This is a genomic window from Microbacterium hydrocarbonoxydans, assembly GCF_000956475.1.
Lineage (GTDB): Bacteria > Actinomycetota > Actinomycetes > Actinomycetales > Microbacteriaceae > Microbacterium > Microbacterium hydrocarbonoxydans_A.
The window spans coordinates 376084-392295 of record NZ_JYJB01000009.1 but is presented as its reverse complement, the minus strand read 5'-3'; the positions used below and the strand labels follow the sequence as shown (position 1 = coordinate 392295).

Annotated in this window: 17 protein-coding genes; 10 read left to right on the top strand and 7 right to left on the bottom strand. The window is 69.7% G+C overall.

Features of this window, described 5'->3' with window-relative positions; translation table 11 throughout:
• Nucleotides 1–83: 83 nt before the first annotated feature.
• Nucleotides 84–641, top strand: coding sequence for a nucleoside phosphorylase (locus tag RS84_RS11045; RefSeq protein ID WP_045257827.1), 558 nt, complete (start codon nt 84–86; stop codon nt 639–641).
• A gap of 17 nt (nt 642–658) precedes the next feature.
• Here RS84_RS11045 and RS84_RS11040 read toward each other — a convergent pair whose 3' ends face one another.
• From RS84_RS11040 to RS84_RS11030, 3 genes are all read right to left on the bottom strand, one after another.
• The gene (locus RS84_RS11040) at nt 659–3706 is read right to left on the bottom strand and encodes an AAA family ATPase (RefSeq protein ID WP_045257826.1); all 3048 of its coding nucleotides are present in this window, start codon (nt 3704–3706) and stop codon (nt 659–661) included.
• The gene (locus RS84_RS11035) at nt 3706–4875 is read right to left on the bottom strand and encodes an exonuclease SbcCD subunit D (protein WP_045257825.1); all 1170 of its coding nucleotides are present in this window, start codon (nt 4873–4875) and stop codon (nt 3706–3708) included. The genes RS84_RS11040 and RS84_RS11035 overlap by 1 nt, the downstream gene beginning before the upstream one ends.
• Before the next feature lie 112 nt (nt 4876–4987).
• The gene (locus RS84_RS11030; RefSeq protein WP_045257824.1) at nt 4988–5296 is read right to left on the bottom strand and encodes a GNAT family N-acetyltransferase; all 309 of its coding nucleotides are present in this window, start codon (nt 5294–5296) and stop codon (nt 4988–4990) included.
• Between the two features lie 328 nt (nt 5297–5624).
• On the opposite strand from RS84_RS11030, the gene RS84_RS11025 reads away from it, so the two are divergent.
• From RS84_RS11025 to RS84_RS11000, 6 genes are all read left to right on the top strand, one after another.
• On the top strand, nt 5625–6320 hold the full coding sequence (locus RS84_RS11025) for a winged helix-turn-helix domain-containing protein (RefSeq protein ID WP_045257823.1): 696 nt from the start codon (nt 5625–5627) through the stop codon (nt 6318–6320).
• 69 nt (nt 6321–6389) lie between these two features.
• Nucleotides 6390–7349: a DNA-3-methyladenine glycosylase family protein gene (locus RS84_RS11020; RefSeq protein ID WP_045257822.1), complete on the top strand. Its 960-nt coding sequence runs from the start codon at nt 6390–6392 to the stop codon at nt 7347–7349.
• Between the two features lie 17 nt (nt 7350–7366).
• Nucleotides 7367–7573, top strand: coding sequence for a hypothetical protein (locus RS84_RS11015; protein WP_045257821.1), 207 nt, complete (start codon nt 7367–7369; stop codon nt 7571–7573).
• Nucleotides 7574–7607: 34 nt separating this feature from the next.
• Nucleotides 7608–8357 (top strand): siderophore-interacting protein, encoded by a 750-nt coding sequence (locus RS84_RS11010; protein WP_045257820.1) that lies wholly within the window; start codon nt 7608–7610, stop codon nt 8355–8357.
• A gap of 140 nt (nt 8358–8497) precedes the next feature.
• Entirely contained in the window at nt 8498–8902 is a 405-nt protein-coding gene (locus RS84_RS11005; RefSeq protein ID WP_045257819.1) for a VOC family protein, read from the top strand.
• Between the two features lie 72 nt (nt 8903–8974).
• The gene (locus RS84_RS11000) at nt 8975–9367 is read left to right on the top strand and encodes a VOC family protein (protein ID WP_045257818.1); all 393 of its coding nucleotides are present in this window, start codon (nt 8975–8977) and stop codon (nt 9365–9367) included.
• Here the strand turns inward: RS84_RS11000 and RS84_RS10995 are convergent, their stop codons facing one another.
• Both RS84_RS10995 and RS84_RS10990 read right to left on the bottom strand, forming a co-directional pair.
• Nucleotides 9368–10807: an MFS transporter gene (locus tag RS84_RS10995; RefSeq protein WP_045257817.1), complete on the bottom strand. Its 1440-nt coding sequence runs from the start codon at nt 10805–10807 to the stop codon at nt 9368–9370.
• Nucleotides 10804–12168, bottom strand: coding sequence for a M20/M25/M40 family metallo-hydrolase (locus RS84_RS10990; protein ID WP_045257816.1), 1365 nt, complete (start codon nt 12166–12168; stop codon nt 10804–10806). Before RS84_RS10990 ends, RS84_RS10995 begins: the two co-directional genes overlap by 4 nt.
• A 28-nt stretch (nt 12169–12196) precedes the next feature.
• On the opposite strand from RS84_RS10990, the gene RS84_RS10985 reads away from it, so the two are divergent.
• The 3 genes from RS84_RS10985 (at nt 12197) to RS84_RS10975 (ending at nt 14063) form a co-directional block, all read left to right on the top strand.
• Entirely contained in the window at nt 12197–13210 is a 1014-nt protein-coding gene (locus RS84_RS10985; RefSeq protein WP_052676332.1) for an FUSC family protein, read from the top strand.
• An 82-nt stretch (nt 13211–13292) separates the two neighbouring features.
• Nucleotides 13293–13559 carry a glutaredoxin family protein gene (locus tag RS84_RS10980; RefSeq protein WP_045257815.1) on the top strand — a complete coding sequence of 89 codons (267 nt, stop codon included), beginning with the start codon at nt 13293–13295 and terminating at the stop codon, nt 13557–13559.
• Nucleotides 13560–13652: 93 nt separating this feature from the next.
• Complete coding sequence (locus tag RS84_RS10975) at nt 13653–14063, top strand: VOC family protein (protein WP_045257814.1); 411 nt, start codon at nt 13653–13655, stop codon at nt 14061–14063.
• A gap of 106 nt (nt 14064–14169) precedes the next feature.
• Here the strand turns inward: RS84_RS10975 and thrC are convergent, their stop codons facing one another.
• Both thrC and RS84_RS10965 read right to left on the bottom strand, forming a co-directional pair.
• Nucleotides 14170–15573: a threonine synthase gene (thrC, locus tag RS84_RS10970; protein ID WP_045257813.1), complete on the bottom strand. Its 1404-nt coding sequence runs from the start codon at nt 15571–15573 to the stop codon at nt 14170–14172.
• Nucleotides 15574–15667: 94 nt separating this feature from the next.
• On the bottom strand, nt 15668–16162 hold the full coding sequence (locus tag RS84_RS10965) for a methylated-DNA--[protein]-cysteine S-methyltransferase (protein WP_045257812.1): 495 nt from the start codon (nt 16160–16162) through the stop codon (nt 15668–15670).
• Between the last annotated feature and the right edge of the window lie 50 nt (nt 16163–16212).

The window sequence follows — 16212 nt, the reverse complement described above, 5'->3', positions numbered from 1 at the left end:
TCGTTGTGACACCAGTATCCCCCGAGACTGTTACGGCGGGATGACACATGTTTCTACCAGGTGCGAAGTGAAAAGATGAGGCAGTGAAACTTCTCGTCGCCGCGCTCGCCTCCGAGCTCTCCGCCTTTCCCGACGCTCTGCCCGGATTCGACCGTCTCGTCACCGGACCGGGGAAGCTGCAGGCGACGTACGCCCTGACCCGCGCCCTCGACGCGAACACCTACGACGAGATCGTCGTCGTAGGAACGGCCGGAGCCATCGACCCCGAGCTCGCCCACGGCGTTCACGAGGTGAGCGCCGCGTTCCAGCACGACGTGACCGATCTGGACGGCATCTCCGGCCAGCACGTCTCGCTCCCCGCCCGCGTGTCGAACGGACGCGACGGCGTGCTCATCGCCACCGGTGACCATTTCGTCGACGACGCGGAGGTCACGGCGGTCATCCGTCCGACCGGCGCCGCACTGGTCGACATGGAGACCTACGCCTACATCTGGGTGGCCGGTCAGTTCGGCGTGCCGATCCGGGTCTTCCGTGCGGTGTCCGACAGCGCGGAGGACGGAGCGCTCACGGACTGGCGAGATGCCGTCGCACGCTGCAGCGTGCAGCTGCGCGACTTCATCGCCGACGCGTACGGCGTCTGAGCCTTCGGCTCTCCAGCTCAGCGCGTCTCGATCACGCTGGGGCCTTCGGGCGTCGCCCTGACCAGGAGCTGAGCGGGGATCTGCTCCTGCATCGCCTCGACGTGGCTGATGACGCCGACCGTGCGGCCACCCTGACGAAGCTCGTCGAGCGTGCGCATGGCGACCTCGAGCGTGTCGCCGTCGAGCGAGCCGAAACCCTCGTCGATGAACAGGGTGTCGAGACGGATGCCGCCTGCACGCGACGTGACGACCTCCGCGAGACCGAGGGCGAGGGCGAGAGAGCTGAGGAACGTCTCGCCTCCTGAGAGCGACTGCGCGGGGCGGCTCTGCCCCGTGAACGCGTCGTAGACGACGATGCCGAGGCCCGATGCCGCTCCCCTGGCCGCGAGCGCGTCGGAGTGCCTCAGCTGGTACCGCCCCGTCGACATGTCGTGCAATCGCCGGTTCGCCGCCTGCACGATCTCTTCGAGCTCGGCTGCGAGCACGAACGTCTCCAGCGTCATCTTGTGCGTGTTGGAGCCACGACCCGCGATGGTGTCGGCCAGCCCGCGCAGCACGTCGTACTCTGCGGCGTCGGCTGCGGTCGCCCTGTGCTCCGCCGTCGCCGATTCGATGAGCCCCGCCAGCTGCTGCGCGGTGTTCTCGGCCTTGGTCGCGACATCGACTGCGGCCATCCACGCCGCGCGGGCGCTGGATGCCGCCGCCTCGGCGGGAGCCACATCGATGGGCTCCTCGGGAAGAGTGAGCAGCTCGAGCTCGAGCAGCGTGGCCTTCTCCTTGCCGAGCTGCGCGGAGTGCTCGTCCATCCGGCTCTGCAGGGCCTCCTGCTCGCTGCGTGATCGCAGTGCGCGTTCGGCAGCGCCGACATCGGCGAAGTCGGAGGCGTCGAGCGCGGCCTCCAGCTCGGCCTGCGCCTCGGCTGCAGCAGAGACTCGACGTGCGCGCTCCTCGATCGCCTCGGCCAGCCCGCGGCTCACGGCGATCCGCGTCTCGGTGTCGGCGATCCGCTCGGCGACCGTCTCGAACTCGCCGCGGGCCTCGGCGATCTGCGCCGCCGCATCCGTGCTGCGCTGCTGCAGGAGGGCCAGCTCTTCTCGAGCGGCCGCGGATTCGGCCTCGTCAGACGCGCGCTGCGCCTCGAGCTGCTCGACGCGCAGCTGCAGGCCTGCGAGCTGCTCCTCGAGGCGGACCACCTCACCTGCCGCTTCGAGGCTCTTGGCATGCGCGTCATCGGCGGCGGCCTGCTCGGCCTGCGCGGCCTCGACGGTGCGCTCCTCGGCGCGCGAGGCTGCGGCGGCCGCCTCGGCGCGCAGATTCGACGACGCCTCGGCGGCGGCCCGCTCGCGCTCGGCCGCGGCATCGCGAATTCGCTCCGCCTCGGCGACGTCCTCTGCAGAGACAGGATCGCTGTGCATCGCGGGTGCTGGATGCTCGGCCGAACCGCACACGGGGCAGGGCTCCGAGTCGACGAGTGCCGAGGCCAGCTCGCCCGCGAATCCGTCGAGGCGGCGCCTGCGCAGTTCGGCGAGAGCGCCCTGCTCTGCCGCGAGCGCCGCGCTGGCCTCGGCGAGGGCGCGTTCTGCGGCGTCGTGCTCTGCGGTGAGCCGAACGACCTCTCGAGCCGCCGTCAGACGTACAGACGCACGGTCTCGGACGAGCGCGAGGTCACCCGCCCGATCGGCGATGCGGCGAGCCTCGTCACGCGCAAGTGCAGTCGCGGCGAGCTGCTCAGGCAACGCGGCCCGCTCTGCGGCGCGCTCCTCGAGGCGAGCGGAGGCCGCCGCCACCCGTTGCTGCGACGTCTCCAGCTCGCGAGCGAGAGCAGCGGCGCCTGCCTCGAGCTCGGCCGCACGCTCCCAGGCCCCCATCGCCTTGATGCGCTCGCTCACCCAGGTCCGCAGGTCCGATGGCTCGTTCTCGGTGTCCGCGGCGGTTCCGCCCCGCTCGTCGAGCGACTCCCACCTCACCCTCGCGTCGCGCTCGACGCCGGCCGCCGCGTCGGCGGCCGCAGCGGCTTTGGCTGCGGCCGTGATCGTGGCGCGCAGGGACTCGGCCGCCCGCGCGTCGCGGAGCTCCCCAGCCGCGACCGAGATGTCCGCGGCCTCGTCCTCGAGACGGGCGAGCGCCCCCCGTGCGCGATCGCGCTCGGCCTGCGCCCGCCGGTCGTCGCGCGCAGCGGTGAGAGCCGCATCGGCAGCGGTCAGCCGCGCCTCGGCGTCGTCACGATCCGCGGCGCGCCGCTCCGCACGGTACTCGGCGCGTGATCGCGCGCGGCGGAGGTCATCGAGCCGCTCTTCGGTGGTCGCTTCAGTGCGAGGGGCCGCGAGGAGCACGCTCGTCGTGGCAGACCCGTCGGCGTCCGCCGCGGACGCATTCCCGTCGCCCCACAGTTCGGCATCCGTGGCCAGGCGCTCGGCCTCCTCGAGCCGGGCGCCGACCGTTGCGAGTCGTCCACCGAGCGCCTGCTCGGCCGCCCGGCGTCGAGCATCGAACCGAATCTGCACGTCTTCGAATCGCTCGGTGCCGAACAGCCGCCGCAACAGTGCCTGGCGGTCTTTGCTGTTCGCGAGCAGGAACTCCGAGAACCGGTTCTGCGCGAGCAGGATGACCTGCAGGAACTGCTCGCGGCTGAGCTGCAGGATCTCGTCGAGCTCGTTCGCGACATCGACGGCACGCGCCGCCCGGCCGACCCAACCGGCATCGGTCCATTCGTCGAGCGCGACGCCCGCGACCTGCTTCGTCATGCCGCCGCCGCGCTTCGCCGGCCTCAGGTACTCCGGTGACCGGGTCACCCGGAACCTGCCCGCGGGTGTGCTGAACTCGACGACCACCTCGGAGATCTCATCGGGGTCGCTGTGGTCGGAGCGCACCCTCTTCTCGCCGCCGTCGTATCGCGGCACCCCGCCGTACAGGCCGAAGCACACCGCGTCGAGAATGCTGGACTTGCCCGCCCCCGTTCGCCCGGCGATCAGGAAGATCCCGTCGTCGGCGAAGGCGTCGAAGTCGACCTTCTGCCGCGAGCGGAACGGCCCGAAGCCCTCGACCTCGAGGCGATGGAGTCGCATCAGACGAGGGCCTCGGACCGCACCCGGTCGTCGAGCACCTCACGGATGAGCTCGCGCTCGCCCTCACTCGCACCCTGACCTGCTCGCACGTGCTCGAGGAAGGCCTCGATGCGCTCGGTGTCGGTGAGGGCGGTGCGCAGCCGATCCGAATAGGTGCGCGTCGACGGGGCCTCGGTGGCGGTCGGCTGGTGCTGCACCATGGCGCAGTACGCGTAGCTCTCGCGCAGGCGGCGCATCGGCTCGGTCTGCGGCAGTGCGTCGGTGTAGACCGCGCACACCCAGTGCTCGGCGTGCGCCTCGATGTTCTCGGCGGACAGGATCTCCTCAAGGGTTCCCGTCAGAGTCACAAGCCGGCGGGGCACCGGCAAAGCGAGCCACTCGACGCTCGCGAGACCTGCGGCATCGAGATCGATCAGCCAGGACCCGCGCGGCTTGTCCTGCTCGCCGAAGCTGTAGTGCAGCGGCGCCCCGGCATAGCGCACCCGATCGCTGAGCTGCTGGCGGCCGTGGATGTGGCCGAGCGCGACATAGTCGGGTCCGTCGAAGACCTCGAGCGGCACCATGTCGAGCCCGCCCTGACGGACCTCGCGCTCGAGCCCGATCGTCGCGTCGACACCTGCGGCGAAGCAGTGCGCGATCGCGACCGACCGCCCCTCGTGCGCGGACATGCCTGCCCGCACCAGGTCCATCGCGTGGGCCATGGTCTGGGCCTGCGTGCGCAGCTCGGCGCCATCGGCCCCTGCGGACGGGAAGTGCTGCCGCACGATGGCGGGCTCGAGATACGGGATGCCGAAGAAGTGCACCGGGCCGTCGGCATCCGCCACCGTCACCGGGGTGCCGATCGCGAGCGGATCGGTGAGAACGTGGATGCCGTCGCGCAGCAGTCGCGCCTGGAACCCGAGCCGTGCGGCGGAATCGTGGTTGCCGCTGGTCACGATGACCTTCGCCCCGGACTCGGCCAGGGCCAGAAGCGTGTCGCTGAGAAGCGTGTACGCCGGGCCGGCCGGCGTCGCGGAGTCGAAGACGTCGCCCGCGATGATCACCACGTCGACCGCGCTCTCGCGCACCTGCGCCGTGAGCGCGCTCAGCACCTCGGCCAGAGCATCCATGGTCGAGCTGCCATGGAAGGTGCGGCCGATGTGCCAGTCGGAGGTGTGCAGGATTCGCATACTCACACGCTACGGACGGCCTCGGACATTGCCCCTGAGGCGTGCCGCCCCACGGCCCAGCCCGACCTCGGAACCCGAGCCGGCGCCGTAACAATGCGTCACAGAGCTCAGATCATCGTGTACGCAGAAGTGAGGCGTGTTCCGGATGCTCGGCGAACCAGTCGGCCACGTACCAGCAGACCGGGAGGACCCGTCGATCACCCCGCTCCTCGAGGGCGGCGACGGCACGTGCGACGACCTCGGCGGCGTAGCCCCTGCCGCGGAAAGTCGGGACGGTGAAGGCCCTGGTGAGCGCGACCGTGCGACCGTCGTCGCGATAGTCGAGCACGCTCACGAGGTCCCCGTCGTGCATCAGCGTGTAGCGGGACGCATCCTTCTCGTCACTGAAGACGAAGCCCTTTATCGCACTCTCCGTGGTCATTCCGGCAACGTTACGCCTGCCGGATGCCGAGGGGGTCGTTTTGACACGCGGTGACTTCTTCAGACATAATCCCCCCATGACCACCAACGCACGCCCTTTGTCCGCCCAGGAGGCGAACGGGACTGCCGGGATGATGATGCCCGGTCGCGTTGGCATGTGTTGCCGAATGTGTCGCTGAACGAACAGCCACCCCGCCTGACCTGACCCCTCGCGATCTGCGGGGGCAGTGTCTCCGAGCATCCACCCTTGCTCGATCTCCCGGCTCCGCCCGGTCATTCATGCAACGCATCAGAGCCGCATCGGCTCACGTCCCCGAGGACTCATCATCATGTCGAACACCGCCCTTCTCGAGCGTCCCGCTGCCACCACCGCCCGCCAGGCCGCCTCCGCCGCCGCACCGCTGGCCGCCGATCTTCCCGCCGTCCGCTCTCCGCGCGGCTTCGCCCTCTACGTCGGCCTCGACGAGATCAAGGCAGCCGAGGCCGGAGTGAGCCTCCCTCTTCTCGTCGACGCCCTCCGCCGCACGCTCGCCGAGCTCGCACCGGGTGCCGAGACGCACGCGACCGTCGCCCTCGCACCGCACGGCTCCGGCGGCCGCGACCTCGACGTCGTCCGCCTCGCCCTGCAGGAGCCGGGGGCGATCGCCCGCACCAAGGCCGCCGCCGAGGAGGAGACCACCGACGAGGAGGGCGGCGTCGTCGTCGACATCTCCCGCAAGCGCGTCCTGATCGACGGCGAGTCCGCCGCGTTCACGTACAAGGAGTTCGAGCTGCTGCAGTACCTCGTCCTTCGCGAGGGCCGCACGATCGAGCGCAGCGAGCTCGTGTCGGCACTGTGGCAGGCCCAGGACGACGAGACCCCGGGCGAACGCACGATCGACGTGCACGTGCGGCGCCTGCGCGCCAAGCTCGGTCGCTACGAGGACATCGTGCGCACCGTGCGCGGCATCGGCTACCGCTTCGACCGGCACGCCGATGTCGTCATCCGCTACGGCCACGGCACCCCGTCGCCCGACCGCTTCTGATCCGCCCACCCGCAGGGCGCGCAGGCTCGAACAGATTCGCTGTCAGCTGCCGCGCGTAGGGTGTTGCGCATGACGTTGACGGCTGGTGCGGAATCGGATGCTGCGGCATCCGCCGCTCCCCTCGAGACCGTCTATCGTCCTGCGAGACCTGTCGACCTGCTGCGCACGGTCGGCATGCTGCGCCGCGGGCCCAACGATCCCACGACCGTGATCGACGGCCCGGTGATCTGGCGGGCCGTGCGCACGCCGCAGGGCGCGGCGACCCTGGCGCTCCGCGATGTCGGTGATGGCGGGATCAGGGCGACCGCATGGGGCGCAGGCGCAGGCCACGCGCTCGACACCGTCCCCGACCTGTGCGGTGCGAGCGACGACGATGCCGGATTCGACGCGTCGCTGCATCCGCTGATCGCAGACTCCGCGCGCCGCAATCCGGCCCTGCGCCTCGCCAGGACCGGACAGGTCTTCGACGCGCTCGCGTGCGCGATCATCGAACAGAAGGTCACCGGCCTTCAGGCCTTCGGCGCCTGGCGGCATCTGGTCTCGCGGTTCGGAGAGCGCGCCCCCGGCCCCACCCCGCGGCCGATGTCCGCAGTCCCTCCCTCGTCGGTGTGGCGGAGCATCCCCTCATGGGCGTGGCATCGGGCGGGAGTCGAGCCGCCGCAGTCGAAGACGATCGCACGCGTTGCGGAGCGCGGCGACAGCATCGAGCGCGCCGTGCGCAGCGCCGCAGACGGCGCGGCCCGAGATCGTGTTCTGACGAGCCTTCCGGGCGTCGGGCCGTGGACCTCGGCTGAGACGCGGATCCGCGCACTCGGCGACCCTGACGCCGTGAGCGTCGGGGATTACCATCTCGCCCACGAGGTCGGCTACGCCCTCACGGGCAAACGCACCGACGACGATGGCATGCTCGAGCTTCTCGCGCCGTGGACGGGACACCGCCAGCGCGTGATCCGGCTGATCTTCGCGAGCGGCGTGCGCGAGCCTCGCCGTGGGCCCCGCCTCGCGCCGGAGGATCACCGCAGCCGATGAGACTCTAGGCTGGACGCATGAACTCCGCTCCCCGCACAGGAATCCGCGTCGCCGTATCCGCCGGACTCCTCGTGCTCGGCGTCGTCATCGGGCTGATCTTCGAGAACGTGTGGCTCGGCATCCTGCTCGCCGTGATCGTGTGGTTCGGCTGGTTCCTCGGCTTCGAGTCGCGCCGCGGACACCACGAGGGCGTGAACGACGAGGACAACGGCGTCGAGCTCTGAGCCACCCCATGGAGGCTCGGGATAATCTCGCCTCATGAGCTTCTCCCTTGAGCGTCGCGGCCTTGAGCTGCGCTTCCGCACGGCCGCCCTCGCGTCACGCGACTGGCTGACTCCCGATTTCGTCCGTGTGCGTCTGAGCGGAAGCGAGCTGGCGGGCTTCGCCTCGCTGGGGTCTGACGACCACATGCGGCTGTTCTTTCCGAGCGGCCCCGCCGAGACCGTCGAGGAGCTGCGCGCCTCGCCGAGCCGCGAGTACACGCCACTCGCCTGGGGCGACGACTGGCTCGACGTCGAGTTCGCGGTGCACGGCGATGAGGGGGTCGCGGCGCGCTGGGCGGCGAACGCTCCCGTGGGCTCATCGATCGGCATCGGCGGGCCTCGGGGCTCGGCCGTGCTCGTCGGAGCGCCCGGGTCCTGGTTGCTCGCGGGAGATGAGACCGCGATTCCCGCGATCCGACGCTTCGCCACTCTGATTCCGGCCGGCTCTCCCGCTCGCATCGTGATCGAGACCGTCGACGCCGACCACGAGGTCGATGTCCAGGCCCCTGTCGAGGTCGAATGGCTGCATCGCGGCGAGGCACCTGCGGGTTCGGCCCTGATCGCGTTCCTCGATGCCCTCGGCGAAGCGGATGCCGGAGCCGATCCGTTCGTCTTCATCGCCGCCGAGCAGTCGGTCGTCAAGCCCGGCCGTGCCCTGTTGGCCCGCTGGGGCGTCGACACCTCGCGGGCCGTCGTGAAGGGGTACTGGAAGCGGGGCGAGGCCGAGTACCACGCCCCGCACTGACGTCGTTCCGCGGCGCGGCGAGTGCACGGCGTCCTGTCGAGCGCGCGACCGGTCGACGGGCGGATCCCGTGCACTCGGCAACTCCCCGTGCACTCGGCGAAGGTTCTTGCCTCTCCCGCAGCATCCGCAAGACTGGACCCATGGCACTCGTCGATCATCTGGGCATCACCGTCGCCGATCTCGCGAAGGGGCGTGCACAGTTCCACCCCGTGCTGACGGCTCTGGGTTACGAGTTCGGCACCGAAGACGAGGGCGGCATCTCGTGGCACCACGGCGACGACACCGAGATCATCATCTTCGCGCCTCTCGATGACGACGCCGAGCCGCATGTGCACGGCCGCGTGGGCTGGCAGCATCTCGCGTTCGCGATCGACTCCCCCGAGGAGGTCGACCGGCTGCACACCGTGGCCGTCGATGCGGGGTGGACGGTGGTGCGCGAGCCGAAACTCTTCCCGCGATTCAGCGAGCGCTACTACGCCTCATTCGTCGAGGACGACAACGGCATCCGCTTCGAGTTCATGTACAACCCGCCGCGGGAGTCTTGAGGAAAGCCCGGACCACCGGATGCCGGTGCGGGTTTTCTCCCGGATGTCGGCGCCATGCGCCACCATGGACCCATGGCGACCTTCGATCACATCGGCATCAGCGTCGAGTCGGTGCCTGCGGCATCCGCTCAGTTCAACCCCGTCTTCGAAGCGCTCGGCTATGTCCGCGCGCACGACGCCGAAGACCTCGCCTACTGGCGCAAGGATGATGAGCCCGAGGTGCTGCTGTATCCTGCCCGCGAAGAGGGCCTGCATCGGCACGGCAAGGTCGGCTGGCAGCACCTCGCGTACGCCGTCGACTCCCGAGAAGAGGTCGACCGGCTGCATGACATCGCGATCGCGGCCGGGTGGGCAGCGGTACGCGACCCCAAGGAGTATCCGCGCTTCAGCGAGCGCTACTACGCCTCGTTCGTCGAGGACGACAACGGCATCCGCATCGAGTTCATGCACAACCCGCGCGACTGATCAGACCGCCGCGACCACCCGGTCGGTGAACGCCTCCTTAGGCACGAACACGAGCAGGGCAGCCGCGGCGAGCGCGGTCACGCCGCAGACGACCCACACGGTGACGTAGCCCGCGAACGACCCTGCGGTGCCCCCGGCGGCTGCGCCACTCACCCCGTGCAGCAGCGCGATGCCGAACACGCAGGAGGCCACCGCCCCGCCGACGGTCTTCACCGAATTGGTGAGACCGGTGGCGACGCCGGTCTGCGTCACAGGCGCCGCGGATGCCGCAGCCGCCGGAAGCGCAGCGACGAGCGCCCCTGAACCCACGCCGACGACGATCATGTTCGTGATCACCTGCGCGTAGGCGTCGTGGAAGGGGAGGAACAACAGGAACCCGACCCCGACGAGTACCGAGGCCGCCATCAGCGCCAGCCGTGGGGTCAGTGCCCGCGCGATGATCGGAAAGAGCAGCGCGCCGCCGATCATCGCGATCAGGTAGATCCCGATGATGAGCGAAGTGGCGAACCCCGTCGTGCCCAGCCCATACCCGTACACCGCGGGGTCGGTGCGCGCGAAGGTCGACAGCGGCGCCTGGGCGCCCAGCACACTGACGCCGAACAGACCCGCCGTGAGGAACACCGGCCCGAGCGCCGGCGAGCGGAACATGCGCACGTCGATGAGCGGGTCGGGGTGGCGCAGCTCCCACAGGATGAACGGGATCACGAGCACGACGCCCAGCACGACGACCGCCCACGCCCATGGATTCGCGAGCCCTCCCTCCAGCCGCAGCATCGCCAGGCCACCCGTGAAGCAGAGCAGGGCGATCGAGACGAGCACGAGGCCCACCGTGTCGAACACTCCCCCGGCCGGCTCGGGCGACTCCTTCACTCCGAAGAGCACGACGAAGAAGCAGACGACGATGAGGATCGCGGGCACCAGCAGCACGACCGTCAGCGGCAGCACGTCGACCAGCGCTCCGCCCACGAGCGCGCCGACGATCGCTCCCCCCTCGAGCGCCGCGACGAGGAGTCCCGCCGCTTTCGCAGTGATCGACGACCGCCCCTCCAGCTTCCGTGATCGCGACCAGATGAGGGCGATCTCCAACGGCAGCCACACGACGTAGAAGCCCATCAGCGCCCACGCGACGAGAAAAACGCCGAAAGAGTCGGTGAACGGCAGCGCCAGGGCGGCCACCGCCGTCAGTGCGGTGGAGATCAGCAGCATCCGCTTGTGGCCGACCATGTCGCCGAGCTTCGCGAATGCGGGGACGACGAGCGCCGACAGCATGAGCTGCGCGCCCTCGAGCCAGTTCACGTCGGCGTCATGGATTCCGAGATGGCGCGCGATGTCCGTCAGCATCGGCGTGTAGTAGCCCTGCAGCACGCCACTGGTGAACTCGACGAACGCGAGGAAGCCGACGACGCTCGCAAGTGCGCCGAATGCGAGGGTGCGCGTCATAGCGACTCCGGTTCGGGTGAGTGCGGCGGGATGCTCTCGATGAGCGCCCGGTGGAACCGCTCGCCGCGCACCAGCGCAGCGATCTCGACGTTCTCGTCGACGCCGTGTATCGAGGCCCGCTGCGCATTCGACATGTCGAGCGGGGCGAACCGGTAGACGGCTGGCGAGAAGCGGTGGAAGTGCCGGGAATCCGTCGCCGCCATCATCACGTACGGCACAGGCGCGACCCCGGGGTGCGACACGGCCAGCGCCTCGGCGATCAGCGCGAACTGCACGTTATCGGTGGGAGACTCCGGAGACGGCTCGCTGGCCTCGATCACGGTGACTGTGACATCCGGATCAGCGATCCGCCGCCGCACCCGCATGACCGTCTGCTGGGTCGTCTCGCCGAGCGCGATGCGCAGGTTGACGATGGCGGATGCGGCGGACGGCAGCACGTTCGCGGCCGTGCCGCCCGACTGCATGGTCGCGGCGACCGTCGTGCGCACGAGGGCTGCAGGTTCGCCGCCGAGCGCCGCGAACAGGCCGCCGGTGAGCGGAGGGACGGCACCGAGAAGGCGCAGCAGATGGCGGACGGGTCCCGGTGTCTGCGCCGCGAGCTGCGCCAGCATCCTTCCCACCGCCTTCGACGGCCGCGCTCTGAAGGTCCGGGGGCCGAGCCGGTCGACCGCCCGTGCGATCCTCCGCACCGCCGTCAGCGCAGGCGGTGCCGAGGCATGGCCTCCGTCGCCGCGGGCCGACAGCCGCAGAGTCATGACGCCCTTCTCCCCGACTCCGATCATGGCGGCTCGTCCCGGCACGAATGGCAGCGGCGCGTCGACCACCGCCCCGCCCTCATCGACAACGAGCCACGGCGTGATCCCCCGCTCGCGGAACACCCGTGCGATCTCCCGCGCCGCATCGCCGAAGGTCTCCTCGTTGCCGCCGAAGCTCAGATAGACGTCGCGCGCAGGCGTGAAGCCTGAGGAGAGCAGATTCTCGACCGCCTCGAGCACGACGATCAACGGCCCCTTGTCGTCGAGCGCGCCGCGGCCGTAGACGATGTCGTCGGCGATCACCCCCGCGAACGGCGGGTGTGTCCAATCGTCGCTCTCGTCCACGGGGACGACGTCGTAGTGCGCCATGAGCACGAGCGGGTCGCCTGGAGCCGCGCCCTTCCAGTGGAACAGCAGACCGAAGGCGGTGTGGCGCTCGAGCGCGAGTTTCTCATGTACCAGCGGGTACTGCTCGGCGATCAGCCCCACGAATGCCTCGAACGGTGCAGTGCCGCGCTCCTCGAGCTCGGCGGACACTGTAGGCAGCCGGATCATCTCCGAGAGTCGCTCGGCGATGCCGGGGCGGGGTGCGGTCACGCCCGCCATCGTATCCCCCACCTGGGAGGATGGATGGGTGAGCCTGTTCGCCTTCGCCCCGTCACGTGGTCCGCGCTGGCAGCTTGCGCTCCAGGCCGCTCTCGGCATCTCGGTCCCGATCGCGGTGATGACGCTCGTCGGGCAGCCCGCGCTCGGGTATCTCGCAGCATCCGGCGCTTTCACCATCCTGCATTACGGCGCGCTGCCAGTGGTCGAACGCGCACGCGTGCTGCCGGTCGTCGCGGCGACCCTCATCGTGTCCGCCGCACTCGGCGCGCTCTGCTCGGGGACCGTGTGGCTGGCCAGCGCCGGCCTCGTCATCGTCGCGATCGCGAGCGCCGCGCTGGCCTTCGGCTTCCGTCTGGGCCCTCCCGGACCGCTGTTCTTCGTGCTCACCTTCGGTCTCGCCGCACACGTGATCGGGTCGGGTGCGATCAGCGGCGAGCTCTATGTCGCGGCGTTCGCGGCCGGCTGCGTGTTCTCATACCTGCTGACCCTCACGCCTCTCGTCCTGCCGCGAGTGCGGCGGAAGACCGCCCGCCCTCTTCTCGACCTCTTCCCCGGCCCGACGCTCACGGCCGACGGGCGGATGCTGCTTCTGCGGGTGGCGCTCGTCGCCGTGATCGGTGTGCTGCTGGGGGTCGTGATCGACCCCACCCGCACGTACTGGGTCGTCGGATCAGGCATCGCCGTGATCGGAGTCGCGGCCGCGCGCAGGGCAGCCTTCGAGCGGGGGCTGCATCGGATGCTGGGGACCGTCGTCGGCGCCGGCGTCTACGCGCTGCTGGTGCTGCTTCACCCTGCGGGCCTGCTTCTGGCACTTCTGCTGGGCGCCCTGCAGTTCACCATCGAGATCATCGTGGTGCGCCACTATGCGCTTGCGCTGGTCTTCATCACGCCGATGGTGCTGCTGCTCGCGGGGGCAGCCACCGGCACGATCGGCTCGCTCGACATCGCGTTCGAGCGCGTCGTCGACACCCTGGTCGGGGCCGCTCTGGGCGCGGCGTCGGGAGTCCTGCATCCGCGGGCACTGCCGATTCGCACAGACTGATCCACCTGCCTGCGCCGGAGCGCGGGAACACCCGCGCCGCGCTCCTGTTGCATTCAGCGGAACCGATGCACAGGAGGCGCAGATGGAGCTCACGCTGATCAGCTCATCCTTCTGCGGCGCCTGCGCGCGGACTCGCTCTGTGCTGGCGGACGCCGCTCGATTCCTGCCGGGAGCGACGGTGACAGAGCTCGATGTGGCGCGCGATCCGGATGCCGCGGAGGCGCTGCACATCCGCTTCACTCCGACCGTCGTGATCCGCGACGACGCCGGGGTCGAGGTGTTCCGCGCCGAGGGCGTGCCGACGGTTCCGCAGGTGCTCACGGCAGCGGTGAAGGCACTGCCGGACTGAGTTCGCCCCCTCTTGCGAGCAGCCACACGCCCGGCGCAGACTGAGCCTGCATGCACGAGTCCGTGCGCGCATCCACTCGACCCGGGAGCCACGATGGCGAATCTCAACCCGTACCTCTCCTTCCGCGACAACGCACGCGAGGCGATGGAGTTCTATCAGAGCGTTCTCGGCGGCGACCTCGACATCAACGTGTTCTCGGAATACCCCGACATGATGCAGGACCCGAGCGAAGGTGATCTCCTCATGCACGCGCAGCTGACGACGCCCGATGGTCTGGTGCTGATGGCGTCGGACACCCCGAGCTCGATGCCCTACGTCACGCCGCAGGGATTCTCGGTCTCGCTGAGCGGCACGTCCGCCGAGACGACGCGCGCGGTGTGGGACGGCCTGTCCGACGGAGCGACCGTGACCATCCCCCTCGCTGTGGCACCGTGGGGCGGCCTGTTCGGCATGCTCGTCGACCGCTTCGGCGTGAACTGGATGCTCAACGGAGACCCGGCCTGACAGGTATCCACGACGCCGAGACCCCCTGATACTGCCGAGACCCCCACATAGCGACGCGACTATGTGGGGGTCTCGGCGAGAAACGGGGGTCTCGGCGGGAGCCGGGTCAGCGCAGCGCGTGCTGCTCGATGAAGGCGCGCAGCGCCGCCTCGTCGTCGGGCAGCTCGGTGACATGCTGAGGAGCCTCGAGCATGGTGCGCAGCTCGGGTGAATAGTCGAGATCGACACCGATCGCCTCGCGGATCGTCTCGGCGAACTTCTCGGGCTTGGCCGTCTCGAGCACGAGCATCGGCACACCCGACTCGACATACTCGCGCGCGACCTTGACGCCGTCGGCCGTGTGCGGGTCGATGATGTCGTCCGACGCCTCGTACACGCCCTTGATCGTCGCGAGGCGGTCGGCGTGGGTCGACGTGCCGCTGACGATGCCGAACTCGTCTTCGAAACGGGCGAGGTCGGCGGTGAAGTCGACGAAGCCCTGCTCGTCGAGGTCGCGCCAGGCGCCCACGACGCGAGCGGGATCGCGGTCGACCAGCTCGAAGATGAAGCGCTCGAGGTTCGATGCCTTCGAGATGTCCATCGACGGGCTCGACGTCGCGAGGGTCTGCTCCGCGCTGCGCGGGCGGTACACGCCGGTGCGGAAGAACTCGTCGAGCACGTTGTTCTCGTTGGCCGCGAGCACGAGGCGGCGGATCGGCAGACCCATCTGCTTGGCGTAGAAACCGGAGAGGATGTTGCCGAAGTTGCCGGACGGCACCGTGATGCTCAGCTCGGTCCAGCCACCGGCATCCGTCGCCCGCAGCCACGCCCAGAAGTAATAGACGACCTGCGCGGTGATGCGCGCGAGGTTGATCGAGTTCACGGCGCCGAGATGCTGCGTGCGCTTGAAGTCGAGGTCGCCGGCGAGCTGCTTGACGAGGTTCTGGCAGTCGTCGAATACTCCCGCGACCGCGATGTTGTGCACGTTCTCGTCGTCGATCGAGAACATCTGCGCACGCTGGAAGGCGCTCATGCGCCCCTGCGGCGAGAGCATGAAGACGGAGATGCGCTCCTTGCCCCGCAGCGCATGCTCGGCGGCGGAGCCGGTGTCGCCCGAGGTCGCTCCGAGCACGTTGAGCACGGAGCCCTTGCGCTCGAGCGCATACTCGACGACCTGACCGAGGAACTGCATCGCCATGTCCTTGAAGGCCAGCGTCGGCCCCTCGGACAGGCCCACGAGCGTGAGGCCGCCGTCGATCTCGCGCAGCGGAACGACCGAGTCGGGGAAGGGCGCGTAGGCCGCCTCGGTCATGCGTGCGAGGTCCTCGCGCGGGATGTCGGTCGCGAACAGGCCGAGCACCTCGGTCGCGAGCTGCGGATAGGTGAGCGCACGCCAGCGCTCTAGCGTCTCCCCGTCGACCGTCGGCATGACCTCGGGGACCGTCAGCCCGCCGTCGGTTGCGAGGCCTTCGAGCAGGGCGTCGCAGTACGGCAGCGGCTGCATGCCGCCTCGGGTCGAGATGTACTGCACGGGGGCTCCTCAAATCGGAATCGGCGCGGGACTCCCATTCTCGCAGGTGTCCAGGAGCGGATGACACGCGAGCGGATGCCTTCGAGGCGGATGCTCAGAACAGCGACGGGGGCAGCGCGCCCTCGTGCTCGAGCAGCCAGCGCTTGGTCTGCAGCCCTTGCCCTGCGTCGCCTCCGGAGTATCCGCCCAGGCCGTCGCCTGCGACCACCCGATGGCACGGCACGATCAACGGCACCGGGTTCGCGCCCATGATCGCGCCGATCCCGCGCGCCGGAATCGTGGTGCCGCTGCGCCCGGCCAGCTCTCCGTAAGTGACGGTCTCTCCCGCGGCGACCGTCTCGAACAGCGCCATCAGCACGGCACGGGTCGCGTCGGTCTGCACACCCAGATCGATCGGCAGGTCGAAGTCGCGGCGCGCGCCGTCGAAGTAGGCGCGCAGCTGCGCGAGGGCCTCATCGAGCAGTGCATCGGGTGCGGCATCCGCTCCGACAGGCGCCGTCGACCGCCACGACACCCGGGTGATCGCATCTCCCGAACTGACGACGCCGACCACGCCGACGGGTGTGCGCAGGGTTGCGAATGAAGGCATGTCAGGAGGCTACGCCCCGGGTGCGACAGCACTGAGGGCGATGGTAGAGA